Origin of the sequence: Pseudomonas sp. ACN5 (genome assembly GCF_002303975.1) — a bacterium.
GTDB classification, from domain to species: Bacteria; Pseudomonadota; Gammaproteobacteria; order Pseudomonadales; family Pseudomonadaceae; genus Aquipseudomonas; species Aquipseudomonas laurylsulfatiphila.
This window is the reverse complement of the sequence record NZ_MRCP01000005.1, coordinates 18,522-40,579: the sequence shown is the minus strand read 5'-3', so window position 1 is coordinate 40,579 and position 22,058 is coordinate 18,522. Positions and strand designations below refer to the sequence as shown.

Sequence of the window (22,058 nt, the reverse complement as noted above, 5' to 3'; positions counted from 1 at the left end):
CAGTATTTCCTTACAGTGTTTTGATGACATTGACGGAGACGGTCTCGGAGATTTCGCCGAACGACATCACGTCCAGCTCCCGGAACCGCCCCTCGATCAGTTTCTTGATGTAGCGCCGCACATCGACCGAACACAGCAACACCATGTCCTTGTGTGCAATGTGCAGACTGCCCAGGCCGACACTCAGCCGGTCCATCAGCTCTTCCGACTCGGCCGGTTCCAGATTGATGAAACTGCCGCCCGAGGTTTGCCGGATGCCCTTGCGCACCACCTCTTCGAACTCCGCCGACAACAGCAACACCCGCAAGTCATTACCCTGGGCAAACTTGTTGCTGATGTAGCGGGCCAGCGAGCCACGAACGTGCTCGACCAGCGCCAGCGCGTCTTTTTCCCGGGACGCCCAATGGGCCAGGGACTCAAGAATCAGCTTCATGTTGCGCACGGAAATGCGCTCGCCAATCAGGCGCTGCAACACTTCGGTAATCTTCTGCACGGTGACGTGGCGATAGACTTCCTTGAGCAGATCGGGACAGCGGGTTTCCATTTCGTCGAGCAGTTGCTTGGTTTCCTGCACGCCAAAAAACTCCTGGATGTTGCGCGCCAGCAAGGTGACCAGGCAGCGGTAGCATTCCTCGTCCGCCGGGCGCAGGTGATAGCCCAATTGCTGCACCCGTTCCTTGTCGTTGGCGTTGACCCACACCCCGCCCAGGCGATTGCTGTCACTGCCGTGCACCAGGGCAAAGCCCATGGGTTCCAGCTCCGGCGAGTAGTCGAGCAGTCGCCAGTGATCGAAATGGATATCGAATTGCTCGGCGCGCACTTCGTTGATCAGTACCGCCACTTGATGCGCCGGCAAGGCATCGCTGGCGCGCAATTGCGGCTCGGGAATGCGCAGCCCGTAATCGACAAAAAACTGACTGCGAAAACGCGCCGCCCAACGGGCCGTGTTCAACTCGTCGAGGCGCGCCGTGGGCACCAACAACATCAGCGGGATGGTTTCAGTGGCGACGTTATCGATGTCCTCGAGCAGGCCCGAGCCGGTCTGCATGGCTTGGCCCTGCGTCGACGATGGACGGCTGTCACCCTGCCCCTCGGCCCTGGAGGCCTTGCGCCGGCGAACGAATACCAGCAGTGCCAGGGCCGCGGCGATGGGCAGGAAAGTCAGCAGCGGAAAACCGGGCAGCAGGCCGACGCCCACCGCCAGCAGCGCCGTCACTCCCAGCACGAACGGATGACCGAGCATCTGGGCGAGCATGTTGCGCCCCAGGTTGGCGTCATCGCCGTTGACGCGGGTGACGATGAAGCCGGCGCCGATGGCGATCAGCAACGCCGGAATCTGCGCCACCAGACCATCGCCGATGGTCAGCAGGGTGTAGGTCGACAAGGCGGTGGACAGGTCCATGCCCATCTGTCCGACGCCAATGGCCATGCCGCCGATGAAGTTGACGAAGATAATGATGATGCCGGCGATGGCATCGCCCTTGATGAACTTCATCGCGCCGTCGAACGAGCCGTACAACTGGCTTTCGCGCTCCAGCACGCTGCGTTTTTCCTTGGCTTCCTCGGCCGTCATGGCGCCGGCCTTGAGGTCGCCGTCGATGCTCATCTGCTTGCCGGGCATGCCGTCCAGCGAGAAGCGCGCCGCGACTTCGGCCACCCGCTCCGAACCCTTGGTGATCACGATGAACTGGACAATAGTGACAATGGAAAAGATCACGAAGCCCACCACCAGGCTTTCGCCGATCACGAACTCACCGAAGGAGGCGATGATCTCCCCCGCATCAGCCTGGCTGAGGATCAGCCGGCTGGTGCTGATCGACAGCGCCAGGCGGAACAGGGTGGTCAACAGCAGCAACGCCGGAAAGGTCGAGAAACTGAGGATGCGTTCGATGTAGAACGACCCCATGAACACCAGCAGCGAAATCACGATGTTCAGGCCGATGAGAAAATCCACCAGCGCCGTCGGCAGGGGAATGATCAGCATGGCGATGATCATCACCATCAACGTCAGGATCAGCAGCTCCGGACGAGCGCCGACGTTGCGTAAAAACACATTGAGCATGGCAGGTCAGCTCCGGGAAAACGTCATGGGCAGCCGCCGAGGCGTCGCCGTTCTTTGCATTCGTGGGCGTAGGCAATGTCAGCCAGTCGGGTGAACTGTTCTGCCAGGCGCAGTGGTGCGAGTTCATCGGCAAACAGTTGCGGCGGCAACTGCAGGCTGTGCCGGCGCACCTTCTGCAGCAGCGTCGAACGCTCACGGTGTGGGCTCAACAGCACACTCTCACCCAACGCACCGAGCAACAGCTGGTCGAGCTCATCGGGGTACGTCAGCAGGCCGAGCAGGAACACCAGCCAGTCGGGCTCATTGGCGTTGTGCCGGCAAATGAGTGCATCGCCGAGCAGTTGGGTGATAAACAGCTCATCAGCTGAGCGCAGGCGCTTGAGGTCGGTCACCCTGGCCAGCAGTTGACCGAACTCCACGCGCGAGCAACTGGGGTCCTGGGCACTGATATCCGTGAGCAATGCTGCTTCGATGAAGGCAAGTACCGCCATGCGTTGTGACGGACCATACAGTGCGATCCAGTCCTGATAACAACTGATCGGGCCCTCGTCGGACTCCAGAAAATCCCGGTAGGTCTCACGCAACAACCCTGCGCGCACCGCCATGCTCGCCCCGAACATCCTGGCTTTGAGGGCGGCGTTTATCCCGGCATTCATCCGCTTGGGGGAGCCTTGGGCAACCACCGTCTGTAAAAGCGTTTCAAGTCGCTGACGGGTGGTCTTTTCCAGTTTCTTGCGACGTAGCAGTTCTCGCAGCACCAACGCCAGATCACTGTCATCGGGGAACAGTTGTCGCACCCTTTGCAGCAACCAGGCGACCGGCTTGTCCGCCAGCCGCGCGAGGCTGAGCACCTGCTGCACCTTGGGCACAGTGTCGTCTTCAAGGACTCGTTCGAAGTTGTCCATCAGGGTCTCGGACTTGAGTTCGAAATGTCGCCGCCCGCGAAACTGAGCCAGTGCCGCCGACATTTCATCGCTGATCTGCACAAAGCGCTGCGCAACGGCAACCGTCGCGCTGTCGTCGAGATCAACCTGCGCATCCGCCTGGGGCTGTGGATGTTCGGCGGCCTTTTCGGCATTGAGCCGTGCCTGGGCGGCTCGCCCACCTGTGGAAACCGGCGGCAGGATCACTGTTCTGCCGCCCGCAAATAGGCACGGCGCACCCGCTCATGCTGCTGCGGGGTCAGCAGCCCGGTGGCCGGAACAGTCGTGGCGGGCTCCAGTGTGTCGAGAATCTCCTTGGGCTGAATCAGGAACACCCGCACCGTGTTGGCCGAACGGTTCTGGCGATAGCTGAATAGGCGTCCGATCCACGGAATCGAACCCAGTACCGGAATCCGCCCGACTTGCTCGCTGTGATCATCGCGGGTGAAACCGCCCACCAACAGACTCTTGCCCTGGGGCACACGCGCCACCGTGCTGATCCGTGTGCGCCCGACCGTCGGCAAACTGCCAGGTTGCTTGTTCTCGTCAGGTTTTTCTACTTCGTTGCCGTCTTCGATATTGAGTGACATTTCAATTTCGTCCGCCTGGGCGAAACGGGGCAGAACACTGACGAGCGTGCCATAGGTCACGTGCTGCAAATCGACACTGCGCTCCCCCACCAGCGGGGCATAAAAGGTGCGGTTGTTGTCGAAGATCGCCGGCACGTTCTCTTGTGTCAGGATCACCGGACGCGAGACCACATTCGCCCGGTTGGTGCGCTCCAGAGCCATGACCTGGGCGACGAACGAAGCGCCATCGAGGGTGGTCGCCGAGCCGGCGTTCAGCGACATGGTGAATGTCCCGCTGGACTTCAATGCGCCCTGCCAGTTGATACCCAGCTGATTGAGTTCATCCTTGTGCAAATCGATGATCCACAACGACAACTCCACGTGCCGTTTCGGCGTGTCCAGCGCACTCACCAGGTTCTCGATAAAGCGCACTTGCTCCGGAAGCCCCTTGACCAGCAGGCTGTTGGTGTCGGGATAGGCCACCACCCGTATATTTCCGGCAGCCACCTCTCGCGCAATGATTCGCGGCGCGGTCGGGTCTTGCTCCGAGGGGGCGCTCGCCAGGCCTTCCAGGGGAAACGCCGGCATCAATCCCTGAGGACGCTGCGCAGGGGCTTGTGCCACCGACGGCTCGACCTCGCGCTTTTCGCCACGCAACAAGTCCTCGATCACGGTTGCCAGCCCGGGAATGGTCACCTTGTCATCACGCAGCTCATACTTTCGGTCGCTGACAAAGGTATTGCGCACCTGGATCACGCCGATCTGCTGCTTGCCCAGCAACAGTTCCGAGCGCTGGTTATCCATCAGTCCGGCGGCTTGCACCACCAGATCGACATACATCGGCGGGCCCGACACATGAAAAGTGCGCAAGCCGTCGTGGCGCAATGGATAACGTGCATCGTGCAACCCGGAACGCTCAAGGAACGCCTGAAGTCGGGTGACAGTCAGGGTCTGCAGCGACATCATCGAGCTTTTGACTTCCGACGCGTCATACAGATAAATCGCCTGGCCATCGCTATACCAGATAAGCCCCATCTGCGCGCTGACCCGCTCAAAGGTCCGCTGCGGCGAACGCAGATCGAAGGCACCGGAAATCCGTTTGGCGGCGGCAGTCTTGCTGACGATGACAGGTTTGCCCAAGGGTCCGGACAACTCGCTGAAGAATGTGCGCACGCTCTGTTCGCGAGCCACATAGCCGTCGGCATTGGCGCGCGCGGCAAGCGGCACCAGCGACAACAGGGCGCCTAACCAGAACGGCAAAACAAATAAGGAAAGTAATCGGCGGTTCATTGGCTCACTTGCCTGGGAGGTAGGTTATGTCGGCCAGGCTACTGGGCGTGAAGCCAACCAGATCACGGATTTCCTTGGAGAAATGCGAAGAAGAGGCAAAACCCAACTCCAGCGCGATATCCGTCAGGGAGCCGTCCTGGAGGCTCATGTTCAACAGCGCCCTGGCCGCGCGCCAGCCGCGCAAGGCAGGCTTGGTTGCTGTGCCCAGGGCCTGCCGGCACAGCCGACGGAAGTGCGACACGGAAACGCCATAACGCTGGGCCAGGGTGGTCAACTTTTCGCTGTGGGTGCCCTGCTCCAGCAGGAAGCGCACAAGTCCGTAACTTTCGGTATGACGCAGCACGCCGGCGAAGGTCTGGTAAGCCATCCCCCCGACCATGGCCTGTTCGATGTACCAGCGCTCAAGCACCCGCCCGGACCACACGGCGGGGTACGCCACCGGCAATGCCGCCCAGGATGTCGGGCCGGGTCGTTGATCAACCAGTGTGTTTCCCAGATCGATGAACACTTGCAATTTAACCAGCGCCGCTTCTGCAACCGCCCGGGTCTGCACGCCGCCGCTCAGCTCGAATGTATCGCTCGTTGCAATCAGCCCTTCCCAACCGACCGGCAGACAGACCCGCGGGCGCTGCGCCGAAGCCAGATACACAGGGGATTCGCTGACCCGCACATGCAGCACCCGCTCGCTGCAACGAGCATCGGGCAGACCGGTGGCGCGTAGTAATTGAATTTGCACGCCAACCTCCTTTGCGGCCTGACGATTAACGGCCGGCAGGATGAAAGACATGGCGCGATGAATCCTGATGTAAAGCTGATGAACCGGTGATGGCATATGCCTTGCACCCTTCCAGGCACCAGCACCCACGCCAGCGTCGGAATGGGTGCAAAGACAATGGCGTCGTCCCCGGCCTGCCCATGCACGGACCCGGGACGACGTTTTTTTTGCAAGGTGAACGCGCGATGAACGAACCGTCAGCCGGCCCTCTGGCTTGGGTCAATGGCAGCGATGCCCCGGAAAAAACCGAAATCAATCTCGGCTTCATGGCCCTGAGCGACTGCGCCTCGGTGGTGGTCGCCGCCACCCAGGGCTTCGCCCAACCCTATGGCTTGACCCTGAACCTCAAGCGCCAAACGTCCTGGGCCAACCTGCGGGACAAGCTGGTCAGCGGCGAACTCGATGCAGCCCACAGTCTCTACGGTCTGATTTACGCCGTTCACCTGGGCATCGGTGGCGTGGCCGCGACCGACATGGCCGTGTTGATGGGCCTGAATCAAAACGGCCAGAGCATCAATCTGTCCCGCGGCTTGCAGGCGCTTGGGGTGACCAGTCCTGAGGCATTGGATCGGCACGTGCACCAAACTCGCGCAAAACTCACCTTCGCTCAGACGTTTCCTACCGGTACCCACGCCATGTGGTTGTATTACTGGCTGGCCAGCCAGGGCATTCACCCGCTGCTGGATGTCGACAGCGTCGTAGTGCCGCCGCCGCAAATGGTCGCCCACCTGCGGGCCGGGCGTATCGACGGGTTCTGTGTCGGCGAACCCTGGTCCGCCAGCGCCGTGCAGCAGAACCTGGGTTTCACCCTGGCCACGACCCAGGCCCTCTGGCCCGATCACCCGGAAAAGGTCCTCGGCTGCACCCGTGCGTTCGTCGAGCAATATCCCAATACCGCGCGGGTGTTGGTGATGGCGATTCTGGAAGCCAGCCGCTTCATCGAACAAAGCAACGAAAATCGTCGCAGCACCGCGCAACTGCTCAGTGCCGCGCAATACCTGGATGCGCCGCTGGAATGCATCGAGCCGCGCCTGCTGGGCGACTATGTCGATGGCCTGGGCAATCGCTGGCAAGACCCGCACGCCCTGCGCTTGCATGGTGAAGGCGAGGTCAATCTGCCGTACCTGTCCGACGGTATGTGGTTCATGACCCAGTTCCGTCGCTGGGGCTTGTTGCGCGATGATCCGGATTACCTCGCCGTGGCCCGTCAAGTCCATCAACTAGACTTGTACCGTGAAGCGGCCGGCGCGGTAGGTGTCGCGGCACAGGGCAAGGAGATGCGTAGCAGTCAATTGATCGACGGCAAGATCTGGGACGGTTCGGACCCGGCCGGTTATGCCCGCAGCTTCAAACTGCACGCCATGAGCGACAGCTCACACCGATCCGCCAGCCGCTGACAGGAGACGACGAACATGCTGCGTATCCTGCTGATCAACGACACCGCGAAAAAAGTCGGACGCCTGAAGGCCGCCCTGACCGAGGCCGGGTTCGAAGTGATCGATGAGTCCGGCCTGACCATCGACTTGCCCGAACGCGTCGAAACGGTGCGTCCGGACGTGATTCTGATCGATACCGAGTCACCAGGCCGCGATGTCATGGAACAAGTGGTGCTGGTCACTCGCGACCAGCCACGACCGATTGTGATGTTCACCGACGAGCATGACCCCGATGTGATGCGCCAGGCGATCAAGTCCGGGGTCAGTGCCTACATCGTCGAAGGCATTCACGCACAACGCCTGCAGCCGATTCTCGATGTGGCCATGGCACGCTTCGAAAGCGATCAGGCCTTGCGTGCCCAGTTGCAGGCCCGCGACCAGCAACTGGCCGAGCGCAAGCGCATCGAGCTGGCCAAAGGGCTGCTGATGAAAATGAAGGACTGTAACGAAGAAGAGGCCTACACACTGATGCGCCGCCAGGCGATGAGCCGCCAGCAGAAGCTGATTCAAGTGGCGGAGCAGATTATTGCCATGAGCGAGTTGCTTGGCTGAAGCCCTGTGGTGCCTGTGAGGACGCCATCGCGAGCAAGCTCGCTCCCACAGGGGAATGGCGTCGAACACAAATCACCTGTGGGAGCGAGCTTGCTCGCGATGGCAGCGACTCGATTTCGAGTGTTGGCACAGATCTGGCAAAGCAATCACCACAGGTAACCAACGGCGGTTGCCCCACCTACGACAAAGACGTCGCTCACCTCATTTGCCCTTGGCGGATCGGGTGGCGGCGTTTTTTCGTTTTGGCCCCAGAGCACGGGGCCGGTGGAGCGGCCGTATCGGCGCCCCACCTGCAAGCTCATGACTCCTTTCGAGACTCTTCACAGCTGAGGTGCGCAATGAATTCAAGCTTCTGGAAATCCGGCCATACCCCCACATTGTTCGCAGCCTTCCTCTATTTCGACCTGAGCTTCATGGTCTGGTACCTGCTCGGCCCTCTGGCGGTACAGATCGCCGCCGACCTGCACCTGACGACACAGCAACGCGGGCTGGTGGTCGCCACGCCGATTCTGGCCGGGGCGGTCTTGCGTTTTGTCATGGGGATGCTGGCTGATCGCCTGTCGCCGAAAACCGCCGGGCTGATCGGCCAGGTCATCGTGATCTGCGCGCTGTTCGGCGCCTGGAAGCTCGGCATCCACAGCTACGAGCAAGCGCTGCTGCTGGGTCTGTTCCTCGGCATGGCCGGTGCATCCTTTGCCGTTGCCCTGCCCCTGGCCTCGCAGTGGTATCCGCCGCAGCATCAAGGCAAGGCCATGGGCATCGCCGGCGCCGGGAACTCGGGGACGGTATTCGCCGCCTTGATCGCTCCGGTACTGGCGGCGGCGTTTGGCTGGAGCAACGTATTCGGTTTCGCCCTGATTCCGCTGATCCTGACCCTGATCGTCTTTGCCTGGCTGGCGAAAAACGCCCCCGAGCGACCAAAAGCCAAATCCATGGCCGACTACTTCAAGGCGCTGGGCGATCGTGACAGCTGGTGGTTCATGTTTTTCTACAGCGTGACGTTCGGCGGCTTCATCGGCCTGGCCAGCGCCCTGCCCGGCTATTTCAACGACCAGTACGGCCTGAGCCCGGTGACGGCCGGGTACTACACGGCGGCCTGCGTGTTCGGCGGTAGCCTCATGCGCCCCTTGGGCGGCGCTCTGGCTGACCGGTTCGGTGGCATTCGGACCCTGCTTGCGATGTACACCGTCGCGGCGATCTGCATCACCGCGGTCGGTTTCAACCTGCCGAATTCCTACGCCGCACTCGCACTTTTCGTCTGCACCATGCTCGGCCTGGGTGCCGGCAATGGCGCGGTATTCCAGTTGGTGCCGCAGCGTTTTCGTCGGGAGATCGGTGTGATGACCGGCCTGATCGGCATGGCCGGCGGCATCGGTGGCTTTGCCCTCGCGGCCGGCATGGGTGCGATCAAACAGAGCACCGGCAGCTATCAACTGGCACTGTGGTTGTTCGCCAGCCTCGGCATTCTGGCCTGGTTCGGCCTGCACGGCGTGAAACGGCGCTGGAGAACCACCTGGGGTTCGGCGGCCGTGACGGCTGCACGGGTCTGACGCCTCGATGAGCCTGCAACTGAGTTTCGCCGAAGCCAGCGCCATCGGTCCGCGCGAGGAGAACCAGGATGCCCTGCGCCTCGTCACGCCGGCCCCGGCGCTGGCGGCGAGCAAAGGCTACCTGTTCGCTATCGCCGACGGTGTCAGCCAGTGCGCCGATGGCGGCCTGGCGGCCCGTTCGACGCTGCAGGCCCTGGCGCTGGATTACTACGCCACGCCGGAAACCTGGAGCGTGGCGCAGGCACTTGATCGCCTGTTGCTGGCGCAAAACCGCTGGTTGCAGGCCAACGGCGGCGGACAACCGCTGCTGACCACCCTCAGTGCGCTGGTCCTGCGTGGCCGGCGTTTTACCCTGGCGCATGTCGGCGATTGCCGGGTGTACCGCTGGCACGCCGACCGATTGCAGCGAATCAGCGAGGATCACGTCTGGGACCAGCCGGGCATGCAGCATGTGCTGAAACGGGCGCTGGGCCTCGATCAACATCTGGTGCTGGATTTTCTCGACGGTGAATTGCGCCCCGATGAAAGTTTCGTCCTGCTCAGCGACGGCATCTGGGCCGTCCTGGGCGATACCGCCATTGCGGCGATCCTGCGTGATCAACCGGACTTGCACAGCGCAGCGCAAACCCTGGTCAATGCCGCACACCTGGCAGGCAGCCAGGACAACGCCAGCGCCTTGCTGGTGCGGGTCGACGCCCTCGGTGAAGCGAGCATTGGCGATGCATTGATGCACTTGCAGCAATGGCCGCTGCCGCCGGCCCTGAAACCGGGCCAGGTGTTCGAGGGCTGGCAGGTCGAAGGGATCGTCGCACAGAGCCAGCAATCGCTGCTTTATCGCGTGCGCGACACTCAGCAACGACCCTGGCTGCTGAAAACCCTGCCGGGGCGCCTGCACGACGATCACCAGGCCGGGCAAGCGTTGCTGTCGGAAGAGTGGTTTCTCAAACGCGTGGCCGGCCGGCATTTTCCTGAAGTACATGCCGCCAGTCAGCGTCAGCATTTGTACTACGTGATGCGCGAATATTCGGGCGCTACCCTGGCGCACCGGCATGAGCAAAACGGGCCGTTGCCGCTGCCCCAGTGGCAAGACATCGCCGAACGCTTGCTGCGAGCGGTCGGCTTGCTGCATCGACGGCAGATTCTGCATCGCGATATCAAACCGGAAAACCTGTTGCTGGGGGACGACGGTGAACTGCGCCTGCTGGATTTCGGCCTCGCCTACTGCCCCGGTCTCTCGCAAGACCTGCCCTGGGCTTTGCCGGGTACACCCAGTTACATCGCGCCGGAAGCCTTTCGTGGCGACGTGCCGACGCCACAGCAGGACCTGTATGCAGTTGGTGTGACCTTGTATTTCCTGCTCACCGGGCACTATCCCTATGGCGAAATCGAAGCGTTCCAGCGTCCGAGGTTTGGTCTCCCGGTCAACGCCAGCCGCTACCGGCCCGACCTGCCGGACTGGATCGCCCATCACCTGGAGCGCGCCGTAGCGGCGGCACCTGAACAGCGTTTCGAAACGGCGGAAGAATGGTTGCTGCTGATAGAGCAAGGCGAACGCCGCAGTTTGAGCGTACGCCCAAAACCCTTGCTGGAGCGCGAGCCGCTGAAAGTCTGGCGGACATTGGCGCTGGTATCGCTGCTGCTCAACCTGGTGCTGCTGGTGGTGGCGCTCCATTAGCGGGCAACGCGCCTTTAATCGGTGCATTCCCTCGCGGCCCTGCCCTTGCGAACGGGAAGAACGCCAACAAACACGGGGCCTGAGCAACTTGGCACAACCACTGCATTACCCTTTTCAACAGACATAAAGCGCAGGCTTCAACGACGAAGGCTGCACTTCCCGAGAGAACGGGACCAGGACAAAGGCGTCCTCGCTAGGCAACTAGCGGGACGCCTTTTTTTGTTTGCGCAAAATTTGTCGAGCATGGCCTGAACCCTGATGAGGCAGGCCTGGACTCCCCGGAGAACCTGATGAAAAAACTAAAACTGGTGATGATCGGCAACGGCATGGCCGGGGTCCGGACCCTGGAAGAACTGCTCAAGCTGAGCACTGAGCTGTACGACATCACGGTCTTCGGCGCCGAACCGCACACCAACTACAACCGCATCCTGTTGTCGCCGGTGCTGGCGGGCGAACAGACCTTCGAGGAGATCGTGCTCAACGACCTGGACTGGTACCTGGACAACAACATCAAACTGCTGCTCAACCGCAAAGTGGTGGAGATCGACCGGGTCAAGCGCCGGGTCATTGCCGAAGACGGCAGTGAAGCCGAATACGATCGCCTGCTGATCGCCACCGGCTCGACGCCCTTCATCCTGCCCATTCCCGGCAACACCCTCGAGGGCGTGATCGGCTACCGCGACATCGCCGATACCCAGGCCATGATCGACACCGCGAAAACCTACCGGCACGCCGTGGTGATCGGCGGCGGCCTGCTCGGCCTGGAGGCCGCCAACGGCCTGATGCTGCGGGGCATGCACGTCACCGTGGTGCATATCGGCGAGTGGCTGCTGGAGCGGCAACTGGACAAGACCAGCGGCCAGTTGCTGCAAACCGCCCTGGAGTCTCGCGGCCTGCATTTCCGCCTGTGCGAGCAGACCCAGGCCTTGCACGACGCGGGCAATGGCCGGGTCGGTTCGGTGCAATTCAAGAATGGCGACATCATCCCTGCTGACCTGGTGGTGATGGCCGCCGGCATTCGCCCCAATACCGAACTGGCGGAGAAATCCGGCATTCCGTGCAACCGCGGGATTCTGGTCAACGACACCCTGCAAACCTATGACCCGCGGATCTACGCAATCGGCGAGTGCGCCAGCCACCGCGGCATCGCCTATGGTCTGGTGGCGCCGCTGTTCGAACAAGCCAAAGTCTGCGCCAACCACCTCGCCCAACTGGGGTTTGCCACCTACAAGGGCTCGGTGACCTCGACCAAGCTGAAAGTCACCGGCATCGATCTGTTTTCCGCCGGCGACTTCATGGGCGGTGAAGGCACCGAGACCATCACCCTCTCCGACCCGATTGGCGGGGTCTACAAGAAACTGGTGATCAAGGATGACGTGCTGGTCGGCGCCTGCCTGTACGGCGATACGGCCGATGGCGGCTGGTATTTCCGGCAGATCCGTGAAAACCACGCCATCGGCGAGATCCGCGATCACTTGATGTTCGGCGAAAACGCTTTGGGCGACGTAGGGCACCAAGGCCAGGACAAAGCCATGAGCATGGCCGACACGGCCGAAGTCTGCGGCTGCAACGGCGTGTGCAAAGGCACCATCGTCAAGGCCATTCAGGAACACGGGCTGTTCAGTGTCGACGAAGTGAAGAAACACACCAAGGCTGCCAGCTCCTGCGGTTCGTGCGCGGGTTTGGTGGAGCAGATCCTGATCAACACCGTGGGCGGTGCCGCCGACGTCAAACCGAAAAGCGAAAAGGCCATCTGCGGCTGCAGCGACCTCAACCACGGACAAATCCGCCAGGCCATCCGCGAGCAACACCTGCTGACCATCGCCGGCACCCTGAGCTACCTGAACTGGCGCACACCCAACGGCTGCGCCACCTGCCGGCCGGCACTCAACTACTACCTGATTTCCACCTGGCCGGGGGAAGCCAAGGATGATCCGCAATCGCGCCTGATCAACGAACGCGCCCACGCCAACATTCAGAAAGACGGCACCTACTCGGTAGTCCCGCGGATGTGGGGCGGTGTGACCAATCCTTCAGAACTGCGACGCATTGCCGACGTTGCCGACAAGTACAACGTGCCGATGGTCAAGGTCACCGGCGGCCAGCGCATCGACTTGCTGGGGATCAAGAAGCAGGACTTGCCAGGCGTCTGGAAAGACCTCGACATGCCCTCCGGCCATGCCTACGGAAAATCCATCCGCACCGTGAAGACCTGCGTCGGCAGCGAGTTCTGCCGCTTTGGCACCCAGAACTCCACACAACTTGGCATTGAACTGGAACATGACCTGTTCAACATGTGGTCGCCGCACAAAGTGAAACTGGCTGTCTCCGGTTGCCCGCGCAACTGCTCGGAAGCGGGCATCAAGGACGTAGGCATCATCGGCGTCGATTCCGGCTGGGAGATGTACATCGGCGGCAACGGCGGGATCAAGACCGAAGTCGCGGAATTCTTCGTCAAACTGAAAACCGCCGAAGAAGTCCGCGAATACAACGGCGCATTCCTGCAGCTCTATCGCGAAGAAGCCTTCTACCTCGAGCGAACCGTGCACTACCTGCAACGGGTCGGCATGGACCACATCAAGAAAGCCGTGCTTGAGGACCCAGAGCGGCGCAAGGCGCTCAACGATCGCCTGCAGTTCTCCCTGTCGTTCGAACAAGACCCGTGGAAGGAACGCCTGGAACAGCCACAACTGAAAAAAGAATTCGACGTCATCCCCGTGAAAAACCTGGAGGTGCTGGCATGAACTGGCTGGATATCTGCGCACTGGATGAAATCAATGCCCTGGGCTCGCGGATCGTTGCCGGCCCTAAAGGCGACATCGCGATTTTTCGTACCAGCGACGATGAAGTGTTCGCCCTCGACGACCGTTGCCCGCACAAGGGCGGACCGCTGTCCCAAGGTTTGATCTACGGCAAACGCGTGGCCTGCCCGCTGCACAACTGGCAAATCGACCTGGAAAGCGGCGAAGCCCTGGCCCCGGACGTCGGCTGCGCCCACCACCACCCGGCGCGGGTCGAAAATGGCCGAGTGATGCTGGCCTTGCGGGACGCAGGCTGATGGACCGCCAGATCACCGCGTCCACCTGCTGCTATTGCGGGGTCGGCTGCGGCGTGCTGATCGAGCATGACGGCGAGCGCATCCTCGGCGTCAGCGGCGATCCGGCGCACCCGGCCAATTTCGGCAAGTTGTGCAGCAAGGGATCAACCCTGCATTTGACCGGCGACTTGACAGCAAGGGCGCTGTACCCGGAACTGCGCCTGGGCAAAGGCCTGGCGCGCAGCCGCACCGACTGGGATAGCGCGCTTGATCACGCCGCCAGCGTTTTCGCCCAAACCATTGCCGAGCATGGCCCGGACAGCGTGGCGTTCTACATTTCCGGGCAGTTGCTGACCGAGGACTACTACGCCTTCAACAAACTGGCTCGGGCGCTGGTGGGCACCAATAACATCGACAGCAATTCACGGCTGTGCATGTCGTCGGCGGTGGTCGGCTACAAGCGCAGCCTGGGCGCCGACGCCCCGCCATGCAGCTATGAAGACCTGGAATTGAGCGATTGCGTGATGATCGTCGGCAGTAACATGGCCTACGCCCACCCGGTACTGTTTCGCCGACTGGAAGAGGCCAAATCCCGCCGGCCGCAGATGAAAGTCATCGTCATTGACCCACGCCGGACAGACACCTGCGATCTGGCTGACCTGCACCTGGCGATTTTGCCTGGCACCGATGTCGCCTTGTTCCATGGGATTTTGCATCTGCTGCTGTGGGAAGACTGGATCGACCGTGACTTCATCAAGGACCATACCGAAGGCTTGCCCGAGCTGAAGAAACTGGTGCGCGATTACACACCGCAGATGGTCTCGCAGCTCTGCGGAATCAGCGTTGGGCAATTGCAGCAATGTGCCGAGTGGATCGGCACGTCACCGTCTTTCCTGTCGCTGTGGTGCATGGGGTTGAACCAGTCCACCGCCGGCAGCGCGAAAAACAGTGCACTGATCAATCTGCACCTGGCCACCGGGCAGATTGGCCGTCCGGGAGCAGGTCCTTTCTCATTGACCGGTCAGCCGAATGCCATGGGCGGGCGGGAAACCGGTAGCCTGTCTAACCTGCTGCCGGGCCATCGTGACGCCGCCAACCCTGAGCACCGTGCCGACGTGGCCGCTTACTGGGGCGTTGATCAACTGCCTGAAAACCCGGGGCTGACTGCCATCGAGTTGTTTAAGCAGGTGGGCAGCGGCAAGATCAAAGCCTTGTGGATCGCCTGCACCAACCCCGCGCAGTCTCTTCCCGATCAGGCTGCCGTGCGCGCGGCACTGGAGGCCTGCCCGTTCGTGGTCTTGCAGGAGGCCTTTCGCACCACCGAAACCGCCAGGTTTGCCGACCTGTTGTTGCCCGCCGCCAGTTGGGGCGAAAAGGACGGCACGGTGACCAACTCCGAACGGCGTATTTCCCACGTCCGCCGCGCTATCGTCGCACCAGGCGAAGCGCGCCCAGACTGGACGATCACGGTGGATTTCGCACAGCGCCTGGAGAAACATCTGCGTCCGCAAGCCACCAGCCTGTTTGCCTTTGACACCCCGGCGCAGGTCTTCGACGAATACAAACAGCTGACACGGGGCCGGGATCTGGATTTGTCCGGGATCAGCCACGGGTTGATCGACACCATCGGCCCGCAACAATGGCCCTTTCCTGCGGGGTCCAGCGCAGGCACCGCGCGCCTCTATCTCGACGGCATTTTCCCGACTTCCAGCGGACGCGCGCAGTTCGTGGCCGATCCGTATCGCGCCGCCAAGGAACAACGGGATGCGCGCTTCCCGCTGACGCTGATCACCGGTCGTCTGCGTGATCAGTGGCACGGTATGAGCCGCACCGGCACCGCCGCGCAGTTGTTCGGCCATGTCAGTGAAGCCGTATTGAGCCTGCACCCGGATGAGCTGCGCAGGCATCGCCTGCAAACGGGCGATTTGATCAGCCTGAAAAGCCGCCGCGGCGCGGTGATCGTGCCGGTCGCCAGTGACGACAGCGTACGTCCGGGCCAAGCCTTCTTGCCGATGCATTTTGGTGACCGTTTTCTCAAGGGGGGCGTGAACAGCCTCACCCTGCCCGCCTTCGACCCGTTGTCGAAACAACCGGAGCTCAAACACAGCGGCGTGCGCCTGGAACCGGTGCAATTGCCTTGGCACCTTTTCGCGCTGATAGAGGGCGATGTCCAACAACACTTTGAGACGCTACGCCCCCTCTGCGAGACGTTTTCCTACGTCAGCCTCAGCCTTACCGGTCGTGAGCGCCCTGCGCTGCTGATACGCGCTGCCAGCGCCACGGCGCCAGATCCGCAACTGCTGCGCGATATCGATCAATGCCTGGGGCTCAACGACGGACCGGTGCTGGCCTACGACGATCCACGACGCTCCATCGGTAAGCGGGTGCGGATCGAGAACGGCCGGATCACCGCGATCCGCCTGGCGGGTGAAACCCTCGCCCGGCACTGGCTGCAAAACCTCTGGCTCGAAGGTCGCGCCGATGAACAGCTAAGGCGCTGGCTGCTCGCGCCCTTGAGTGCCCCACCGGGCCAGGTTGACGCCGAAGCGATCGGTAACAAAACCCTGTGCAACTGTAAGAACGTCAGCCAAAACGCGGTCTGCGCCGGCATCCGCCGCGGCCTGGACTTGCCGGGGTTGAAACAAGAATTGGGTTGTGGCACGCAATGCGGCTCCTGCGTCCCGGAAATCAAGCGTTTGTTGGCCGCCACCGCGCAGCCGCAAGCCGCCATCTCGTGAGGAAAACACTATGAGCGCAAAAGTCTGGCTGGTGGGTGCAGGTCCCGGTGATCCTGAATTACTGACCCTCAAAGCCGTTCGGGCGTTGAGAGAGGCGGATGTCGTGCTGATCGACGATCTGGTCAACGTCGCGGTGCTGGAGCACTGCCCCGGCGCGCGGATAATTCCTGTGGGCAAGCGCGGCGGCTGTCGTTCAACGCCGCAAGCCTTTATCCATCGCCTGATGTTGCGTTATGCCCGTCAGGGCAAATGCGTGGTGCGCCTCAAGGGTGGCGACCCGTGCATCTTCGGGCGTGGCGGTGAAGAAGCGCAGTGGTTGCGCGAGCGTGGTGTCGAGGTTGAGCTGGTCAATGGCATTACCGCTGGCCTGGCGGGCGCGACGCAATGCGATATTCCATTGACCCTGCGCGGCGTGGCACGAGGGGTAACGCTGGTGACCGCCCACACTCAGGATGACAGCAGCCTGAACTGGCAAGCGCTGGCCCAAGGCGGCACGACACTGGTGATCTACATGGGGGTGGCAAAGCTCAGCGAGATCCGTGAGCAACTGCTGGCAGGCGCAATGGCGGCAGATACGCCGGTGGCAATGATTGAAAATGCATCGTTGCCGCATCAACGGGAATGTCGAAGCAACCTGATGGCAATGGAGGAAGATGCCTGTGCCTTCGAGTTGAAAAGCCCGGCAATTCTGGTGATTGGCGCAGTCGCTGCCAACGCCATCTCCTCCTGCGGGAGCGAGCCTGCTCGAGAAGAGGCTCTGCCCGTCGACATCAATGTTGGAAGTCAGCGCGCCTGACGCGTCCCTCCTCACCAAATCGCAGGCAAAGAAAAGCCCGGCCTGAGCCGGGCTTTTCTCAGAGCTGCGGGCTAATTACTTAGCTTGAGCTTCAACCTGCGCTTCTACGCGACGGTTAACAGCGCGACCAGCTTCAGTTTTGTTGTCAGCAACTGGGCGGGATTCGCCGTAGCCAACGGACTGAACGCGGGACGATTCAACACCGTACTGGTTGGTCAGAACTTGTTTAACGGCGTTTGCACGACGCTCGGACAGTTTCTGGTTGTAAGCGTCAGGACCGACGGAGTCAGTGTGACCTTCAACAGTAGTGCTGGTGGATGGGTACTGCTTCATGAAGTCAGCCAGGTTCTTGATGTCGCCGTAGCTGTTTGGCTTGACTACCGACTTGTCGAAGTCGAACTTCACGTCCAGCTCAACACGAACAACTTCAGCAACTGCCGGGCAGCCGTCAGCGTCAACAGTTACGTTAGCTGGGGTGTCTGGGCACTTGTCAACGTTGTCGCAAACGCCATCGTTGTCGCTGTCAGAGCAAACTTCAGGAGCTGGAACTGGAGCAGCAGTTGGCTTGCTGCCGCCACCGAAGTTCACACCGAGACCGACGCTAGGAGCCCACTCGGTGTTGCCCTGGTCGATGTTGTACTGAGCTTCAACGCCAGCACGGGCGTAGAAGTTGTCGGTGAAGTACAGCTTGGCACCGCCGCCAACGTTGGCGAAGGTGGAACGGTTACGACCGTTCGAGCCGTTCTGGTCGATGCTCTGGTCGGAGAAACCGCCCGAGACGTAAGGACGCAGCATGTCGCCTGGGTTGTTGAAGTGGTACAGAGCGTCCAGAGCGGTGTTCGCGCCCTTAACGTTCTTGCCATCGTTTGCACGGGCATTGTGCACTTCGTCGTAGGCCAGACGCAGTTCAACGTCGTCTGTCAGGAAGTAACCGATCGAACCACCCGGCAGGATGCCGTCGTTCTTGAAGTTACGGTCGCTATCGAAATATTGCTTCTTTGCGTAGCCTTCGATTTCAACTGCGCCTTGGCCCTGTGCCAGAGCGCCGATGGAAGTGGCGGCAATAAGAGAACCAATGGCCAAGCCCAAGGTGTTTTTCAGTTTCATCCGTTAAATCCCCATCTGGTGATTGTGAAGCAGTCCCGCAAACCGGGGGACAACTCGGCGGCAAGTCTAACAGAACTTGCCTACACGTAAGAGATATTTGCGCTGAACTAAGTTTCAGCAATGCCTGCAAATTTCTCACGCAATTTATCTAGAGCGCGTTTGTACCGCATTTTTGTTGCGCTCAAACCCATATGCATGATGTCTGCGATTTCCTGAAACTCCAGTTCTGCGACAAATCGTAGCACCAGAATTTCACGATCAATCGGGTTGACATACACCAACCAGCGATCAAGTCCGCCTTTTTCCTCAGGTTTCGGCGTCTTTTCTTCGGACGCTTCCTCGAGGGGGTCAAGACTCAATGCGTCCATCAAGCGACGCTTTCGCCGTTCCTTGCGATACTGTGTGATGCACTCGTTGTACGTGATGCTATATAGCCATGTCTTGAACTTCGATTTACCCTCGAAGTTCTTCAGGCCATACAGCACCTTCAACATGACCTCCTGACAGACATCGTCTGCATCGCGATCGTTCCCGAGATATCTTGCGCACACATTAAATAATGTTCGCTGGTAACGCCGCATCAGTTCTTCGTAGGCGCGTGTTACGTGAAACAGCTCGGTATGCGAGCGCGCGACCAACTCCTCATCAGAGAGCTCGCGGGGGTCGTAGCGCATGGATAGCGATTGAGCTTTATTCAAAACAAGTCGGGCCGACAGTCAGGTCAATATCCTCCGCAGCCAGCGTCAGCTGGCATTTTGCGGCGGCATACATTAGCAGGGTTTGCCGGGTTAGCGGCTACTCACATGCTGCTCGAGGAGGATCCGATTGGAAAGAGAGACTAGCTCACCCTCATCGGTCAGCAATGTGGTTTTAACCGTGCCGATCTCTTCGATCTGGCCTTCGACCTCGCCAACACGCACTTGTTGCCCAACCTGATACAGCTCACGCACGTAGATTCCCGCAAGAATCTGGCCGGCAATTTCCCGGCTTCCCAACCCCATGGCCAGCGCTACCGCCAGACCAACGGTTATCAGCACAATCACGATCACGTGGTTCAGCAGGTCGGTCTTGACCTCCAACTGGCTGATCGCCACCGAAATACTGATGATGATCACCAGGCCCTGGGCAATTCGTCCAAGCCCCGAAGCATAGTCCAGCCCCACGCCTTCTGCCGCTCCGCGCACCAGCCCGTTGGCCAGTTGCGCCAGCAAAACACCGACCAGCAACACCAGCGCCGCGCCGAATACTTTCGGCAAATACAGCGCAAGCATATCCAGCGTAGCTGATACTCGCTCAAGTCCAAGGGATTCTGCGGCAGAAACCAGAAAAATAAGCAGAACGAACCAATAGACGATCTTGCCGATCAGGGTCGAAATGGGAACCTGCAGGCCGGCGCGGGACATCAGCTTGGTCAGGCCAGTGCCGCCCATCAAGCGGTCCAGGCCCAGTTTGGCGAGCAATTTGGAAAGCAAGGTGTCCAGCAGTTTGGCCACGACAAAACCCAACAGCAGCACAACCAGAGCGCCGAACAGGTTTGGAATGAAGTTCGCAACCTTGGTCCACAACGCAGTCATTGCAGTGACGAGGCTCTGTGTCCAGAGATCAAGTTCCATATTCAATCAGCCTTATCAGCAGTGCGGGCAGCAGGTTTACGGAGACGGGATACCGGCGAGACATGGGCCGATCCGTTATTCAGGGCAATCATCAGTGCGGGCAACCAGCGCCCCAGCAAGCTGAACAAATCACCGGCGCCGACCTGGCGGTTGGCGGTTTTCAGCACACGCCCCAGACACGCATCGTCGTCCCGGGTGGACGGTGAGGCGTTGAGCATGTCGCGCAAAGACTGTTCAAACGGATCGTGCATACGCACCTCTCGTGATGTCTGTGGGAGACGCGGTCAGTTTTGGTCGGGTCACATGCTTTCCCTCAGACCCAGCGCAAACGTCGGAACAACCACCACTGCCCCAGCGCCACCGAGACCATCATCAGGCAGGCGATCAGAAAGCCGTAAGGGCTGGCAGAGAATGGAATGCCACCGACGTTGATCCCCAAAAGCCCGGCCAGAAAACTCATGGGCAAAAAGATCCCGGTGATGATCCCGAAGCGATACATCGTGCGGTTCATGCGCACGCTCAAGCGACGGTCTTCAGCCTCCAGGACCAGCCCCACCCGCTCCCGGGTCAGTTCCAGTTCCTCGAGGTAGCGGGTCAGGCTGTTATTCAATTCGTTCCAGTAATCACCGTCGTCCTCGACGAACCAGGGCAACTTGATTCGCGTCAACTGCCCGAAAATATCCCGCTGCGGAGCAAGAAAGCGCTTCAACGCTGCCGCCCGCCGACGAATCTGCAAAACCGCCCCGTGTTCAGGCGTATACCGTTCGTCGGCATCCAGCTTTTCTTCTTCCTCATCGACCACTTCCGAGAGACAGCTGACCAGATCCTGCACCTTGTTGGTGAGGTACTGCGCCATGCACAGGATGAGTTCGGACGCGGTTTTCGGCCCCTTGCCCTCGGACAGTTGCACCAGCAACTCGTCAGTGGCACGCAACGGACGCAAACGCAGGGAAATGACACGCTGGGCAGAACCGAAGATCCGCACCGACACCATGTCTTCCGGCTCGGCACCGGGGTTCAGATTGACCCCGCGCAAAAACAGCAGCAGTTCGCCGTCCGAAAGCTGCAAAAGTCGCGGACGGGTGTTTTCTTCGAGTAACAGGTCACAGCTGAATTCGCTCAGACCGCTGGATTTGCGTAGCCAGGTCCGGGTTTGCGGATGACTGCGATCCCAGTGCAACCAAAGGCTTTCATGGGCCTGCAACTGCAAGTCGTCAAGTTCAGTCCGGGCAATCGAACGCGCACCGCCTCTACCGTCCAGCACCAGGGCATGCACCAGCCCCCATTGCGCGTTTTCTTCCTCGAACATCCGCACTCCTCTGGTCTGCAGCCGCTTTTATTCAGGCATTTTCAAGGGGCTGGGAGAGATGATCACGCCGTTGTTGTCCGCATAGATGTAATGGCCCGGATGGAAGGTCACGCCGGCGAAGGTCACGGCAACGTTGAGATCGCCGATACCGCGCTTGTCGGTTTTCATCGGGTGGCTGGCCAGCGCCTGAACCCCCAGATCGGTTTGCGCGATGACGTCGACGTCACGGATGCAACCATAGATCACCAGGCCTTCCCAGCCGTTTTTCGCGGCTTTCTCGGCGATCATATCGCCCAGCAACGCACGGCGCAGGGAACCGCCACCATCGACGACCAGGACCTTGCCATTACCCTTAAGCTCGGCTTGCTCCTTGACCAGCGAGTTGTCTTCGAAGCACTTGATGGTCACGATTTCGCCACCGAAGGAATCACGGCCGCCGAAATTGCTGAACATCGGTTCCAGCACCTGCACCAGCTCCGGATAGGCGTCGCACAGGTCAGGCGTGAGGTAATGGTTCATCGAGAAACTCCTGTTAAAGAGGAAGACAGCACGAACATCAGTGATGACTCAATCACGCAAAGTGACTGGAACAGCTCAATGCGTCATATCTTAGCCGCAAGCCGACC

18 protein-coding genes are annotated in these 22,058 nt (G+C 60.6%); 8 read left to right on the top strand and 10 right to left on the bottom strand.

Annotation, left to right across the window (positions count from 1 at the left end):
* Window positions 1-10: 10 nt before the first annotated feature.
* Genes BSF40_RS11150 through BSF40_RS11135 form a run of 4 tightly spaced genes read right to left on the bottom strand, consistent with a single transcriptional unit; the run spans window position 11 to window position 5,631 of the window.
* Window positions 11-2,062, bottom strand: coding sequence for an EscV/YscV/HrcV family type III secretion system export apparatus protein (locus BSF40_RS11150; RefSeq protein WP_095965158.1), 2,052 nt, complete (start codon window positions 2,060-2,062; stop codon window positions 11-13).
* 23 nt (window positions 2,063-2,085) lie between these two features.
* The gene (sctW, locus tag BSF40_RS11145) at window positions 2,086-3,192 is read right to left on the bottom strand and encodes a type III secretion system gatekeeper subunit SctW (RefSeq protein WP_095965157.1); all 1,107 of its coding nucleotides are present in this window, start codon (window positions 3,190-3,192) and stop codon (window positions 2,086-2,088) included.
* A complete protein-coding gene (gene sctC / locus BSF40_RS11140) occupies window positions 3,189-4,844 on the bottom strand; it encodes a type III secretion system outer membrane ring subunit SctC (protein WP_095965156.1) in 1,656 nt (551 codons plus the stop codon). Before sctC ends, sctW begins: the two co-directional genes overlap by 4 nt.
* 4 nt (window positions 4,845-4,848) lie before the next feature.
* Window positions 4,849-5,631: a helix-turn-helix domain-containing protein gene (locus BSF40_RS11135; protein ID WP_095965155.1), complete on the bottom strand. Its 783-nt coding sequence runs from the start codon at window positions 5,629-5,631 to the stop codon at window positions 4,849-4,851.
* A gap of 173 nt (window positions 5,632-5,804) precedes the next feature.
* Between BSF40_RS11135 and BSF40_RS11130 the strand changes: the two genes are divergently transcribed.
* From BSF40_RS11130 to cobA, 8 genes are all read left to right on the top strand, one after another.
* Window positions 5,805-7,016 carry a CmpA/NrtA family ABC transporter substrate-binding protein gene (locus BSF40_RS11130; RefSeq protein WP_095965154.1) on the top strand — a complete coding sequence of 404 codons (1,212 nt, stop codon included), beginning with the start codon at window positions 5,805-5,807 and terminating at the stop codon, window positions 7,014-7,016.
* Window positions 7,017-7,031: 15 nt separating this feature from the next.
* Window positions 7,032-7,607, top strand: a complete 576-nt coding sequence (locus BSF40_RS11125; protein ID WP_015096057.1) for an ANTAR domain-containing response regulator — start codon at window positions 7,032-7,034, stop codon at window positions 7,605-7,607.
* A gap of 338 nt (window positions 7,608-7,945) precedes the next feature.
* Entirely contained in the window at window positions 7,946-9,157 is a 1,212-nt protein-coding gene (locus tag BSF40_RS11120) for a NarK/NasA family nitrate transporter (protein WP_095965153.1), read from the top strand.
* A gap of 7 nt (window positions 9,158-9,164) precedes the next feature.
* Window positions 9,165-10,832, top strand: coding sequence for a bifunctional protein-serine/threonine kinase/phosphatase (locus BSF40_RS11115; RefSeq protein ID WP_095965152.1), 1,668 nt, complete (start codon window positions 9,165-9,167; stop codon window positions 10,830-10,832).
* Between the two features lie 290 nt (window positions 10,833-11,122).
* Complete coding sequence (nirB, locus tag BSF40_RS11110) at window positions 11,123-13,576, top strand: nitrite reductase large subunit NirB (RefSeq protein WP_007988941.1); 2,454 nt, start codon at window positions 11,123-11,125, stop codon at window positions 13,574-13,576.
* The gene (gene nirD / locus BSF40_RS11105; RefSeq protein WP_007971500.1) at window positions 13,573-13,890 is read left to right on the top strand and encodes a nitrite reductase small subunit NirD; all 318 of its coding nucleotides are present in this window, start codon (window positions 13,573-13,575) and stop codon (window positions 13,888-13,890) included. Before nirB ends, nirD begins: the two co-directional genes overlap by 4 nt.
* Window positions 13,890-16,607: a nitrate reductase gene (locus tag BSF40_RS11100; RefSeq protein WP_095965151.1), complete on the top strand. Its 2,718-nt coding sequence runs from the start codon at window positions 13,890-13,892 to the stop codon at window positions 16,605-16,607. The genes nirD and BSF40_RS11100 overlap by 1 nt, the downstream gene beginning before the upstream one ends.
* A gap of 10 nt (window positions 16,608-16,617) precedes the next feature.
* Complete coding sequence (gene cobA, locus BSF40_RS11095; RefSeq protein ID WP_095965150.1) at window positions 16,618-17,403, top strand: uroporphyrinogen-III C-methyltransferase; 786 nt, start codon at window positions 16,618-16,620, stop codon at window positions 17,401-17,403.
* 75 nt (window positions 17,404-17,478) lie between these two features.
* On the opposite strand, the gene BSF40_RS11090 is transcribed toward cobA, so the two are convergent.
* From BSF40_RS11090 to rraA, 6 genes are all read right to left on the bottom strand, one after another.
* Window positions 17,479-18,510 carry an OmpA family protein gene (locus tag BSF40_RS11090; RefSeq protein ID WP_095965149.1) on the bottom strand — a complete coding sequence of 344 codons (1,032 nt, stop codon included), beginning with the start codon at window positions 18,508-18,510 and terminating at the stop codon, window positions 17,479-17,481.
* Between the two features lie 107 nt (window positions 18,511-18,617).
* Window positions 18,618-19,208, bottom strand: a complete 591-nt coding sequence (gene sigX, locus BSF40_RS11085) for an RNA polymerase sigma factor SigX (protein WP_015096065.1) — start codon at window positions 19,206-19,208, stop codon at window positions 18,618-18,620.
* A gap of 90 nt (window positions 19,209-19,298) precedes the next feature.
* The gene (locus BSF40_RS11080; protein WP_007916401.1) at window positions 19,299-20,123 is read right to left on the bottom strand and encodes a mechanosensitive ion channel domain-containing protein; all 825 of its coding nucleotides are present in this window, start codon (window positions 20,121-20,123) and stop codon (window positions 19,299-19,301) included.
* A 2-nt stretch (window positions 20,124-20,125) separates the two neighbouring features.
* The gene (locus BSF40_RS11075) at window positions 20,126-20,374 is read right to left on the bottom strand and encodes a hypothetical protein (RefSeq protein ID WP_007971509.1); all 249 of its coding nucleotides are present in this window, start codon (window positions 20,372-20,374) and stop codon (window positions 20,126-20,128) included.
* Between the two features lie 62 nt (window positions 20,375-20,436).
* The gene (locus tag BSF40_RS11070; RefSeq protein ID WP_095965148.1) at window positions 20,437-21,432 is read right to left on the bottom strand and encodes a zinc transporter ZntB; all 996 of its coding nucleotides are present in this window, start codon (window positions 21,430-21,432) and stop codon (window positions 20,437-20,439) included.
* Between the two features lie 27 nt (window positions 21,433-21,459).
* A complete protein-coding gene (rraA, locus tag BSF40_RS11065) occupies window positions 21,460-21,951 on the bottom strand; it encodes a ribonuclease E activity regulator RraA (RefSeq protein WP_027922555.1) in 492 nt (163 codons plus the stop codon).
* Window positions 21,952-22,058: the final 107 nt, after the last annotated feature.

Coding starts and splice junctions, on each gene's coding strand:
- BSF40_RS11115 (WP_095965152.1), top strand. CDS start 9,165: ATGAGCCTGCAACTGAGTTTCGCCGAAGCCAGCGCCATCGGTCCGCGC.
- BSF40_RS11080 (WP_007916401.1), bottom strand. CDS start 20,123: ATGGAACTTGATCTCTGGACACAGAGCCTCGTCACTGCAATGACTGCG.
- BSF40_RS11125 (WP_015096057.1), top strand. CDS start 7,032: ATGCTGCGTATCCTGCTGATCAACGACACCGCGAAAAAAGTCGGACGC.
- BSF40_RS11100 (WP_095965151.1), top strand. CDS start 13,890: ATGGACCGCCAGATCACCGCGTCCACCTGCTGCTATTGCGGGGTCGGC.
- rraA (WP_027922555.1), bottom strand. CDS start 21,951: ATGAACCATTACCTCACGCCTGACCTGTGCGACGCCTATCCGGAGCTG.
- BSF40_RS11120 (WP_095965153.1), top strand. CDS start 7,946: ATGAATTCAAGCTTCTGGAAATCCGGCCATACCCCCACATTGTTCGCA.
- cobA (WP_095965150.1), top strand. CDS start 16,618: ATGAGCGCAAAAGTCTGGCTGGTGGGTGCAGGTCCCGGTGATCCTGAA.
- nirB (WP_007988941.1), top strand. CDS start 11,123: ATGAAAAAACTAAAACTGGTGATGATCGGCAACGGCATGGCCGGGGTC.
- BSF40_RS11070 (WP_095965148.1), bottom strand. CDS start 21,432: ATGTTCGAGGAAGAAAACGCGCAATGGGGGCTGGTGCATGCCCTGGTG.
- sctC (WP_095965156.1), bottom strand. CDS start 4,844: ATGAACCGCCGATTACTTTCCTTATTTGTTTTGCCGTTCTGGTTAGGC.
- BSF40_RS11135 (WP_095965155.1), bottom strand. CDS start 5,631: ATGTCTTTCATCCTGCCGGCCGTTAATCGTCAGGCCGCAAAGGAGGTT.
- BSF40_RS11090 (WP_095965149.1), bottom strand. CDS start 18,510: ATGAAACTGAAAAACACCTTGGGCTTGGCCATTGGTTCTCTTATTGCC.
- BSF40_RS11150 (WP_095965158.1), bottom strand. CDS start 2,062: ATGCTCAATGTGTTTTTACGCAACGTCGGCGCTCGTCCGGAGCTGCTG.
- nirD (WP_007971500.1), top strand. CDS start 13,573: ATGAACTGGCTGGATATCTGCGCACTGGATGAAATCAATGCCCTGGGC.
- BSF40_RS11075 (WP_007971509.1), bottom strand. CDS start 20,374: ATGCACGATCCGTTTGAACAGTCTTTGCGCGACATGCTCAACGCCTCA.
- BSF40_RS11130 (WP_095965154.1), top strand. CDS start 5,805: ATGAACGAACCGTCAGCCGGCCCTCTGGCTTGGGTCAATGGCAGCGAT.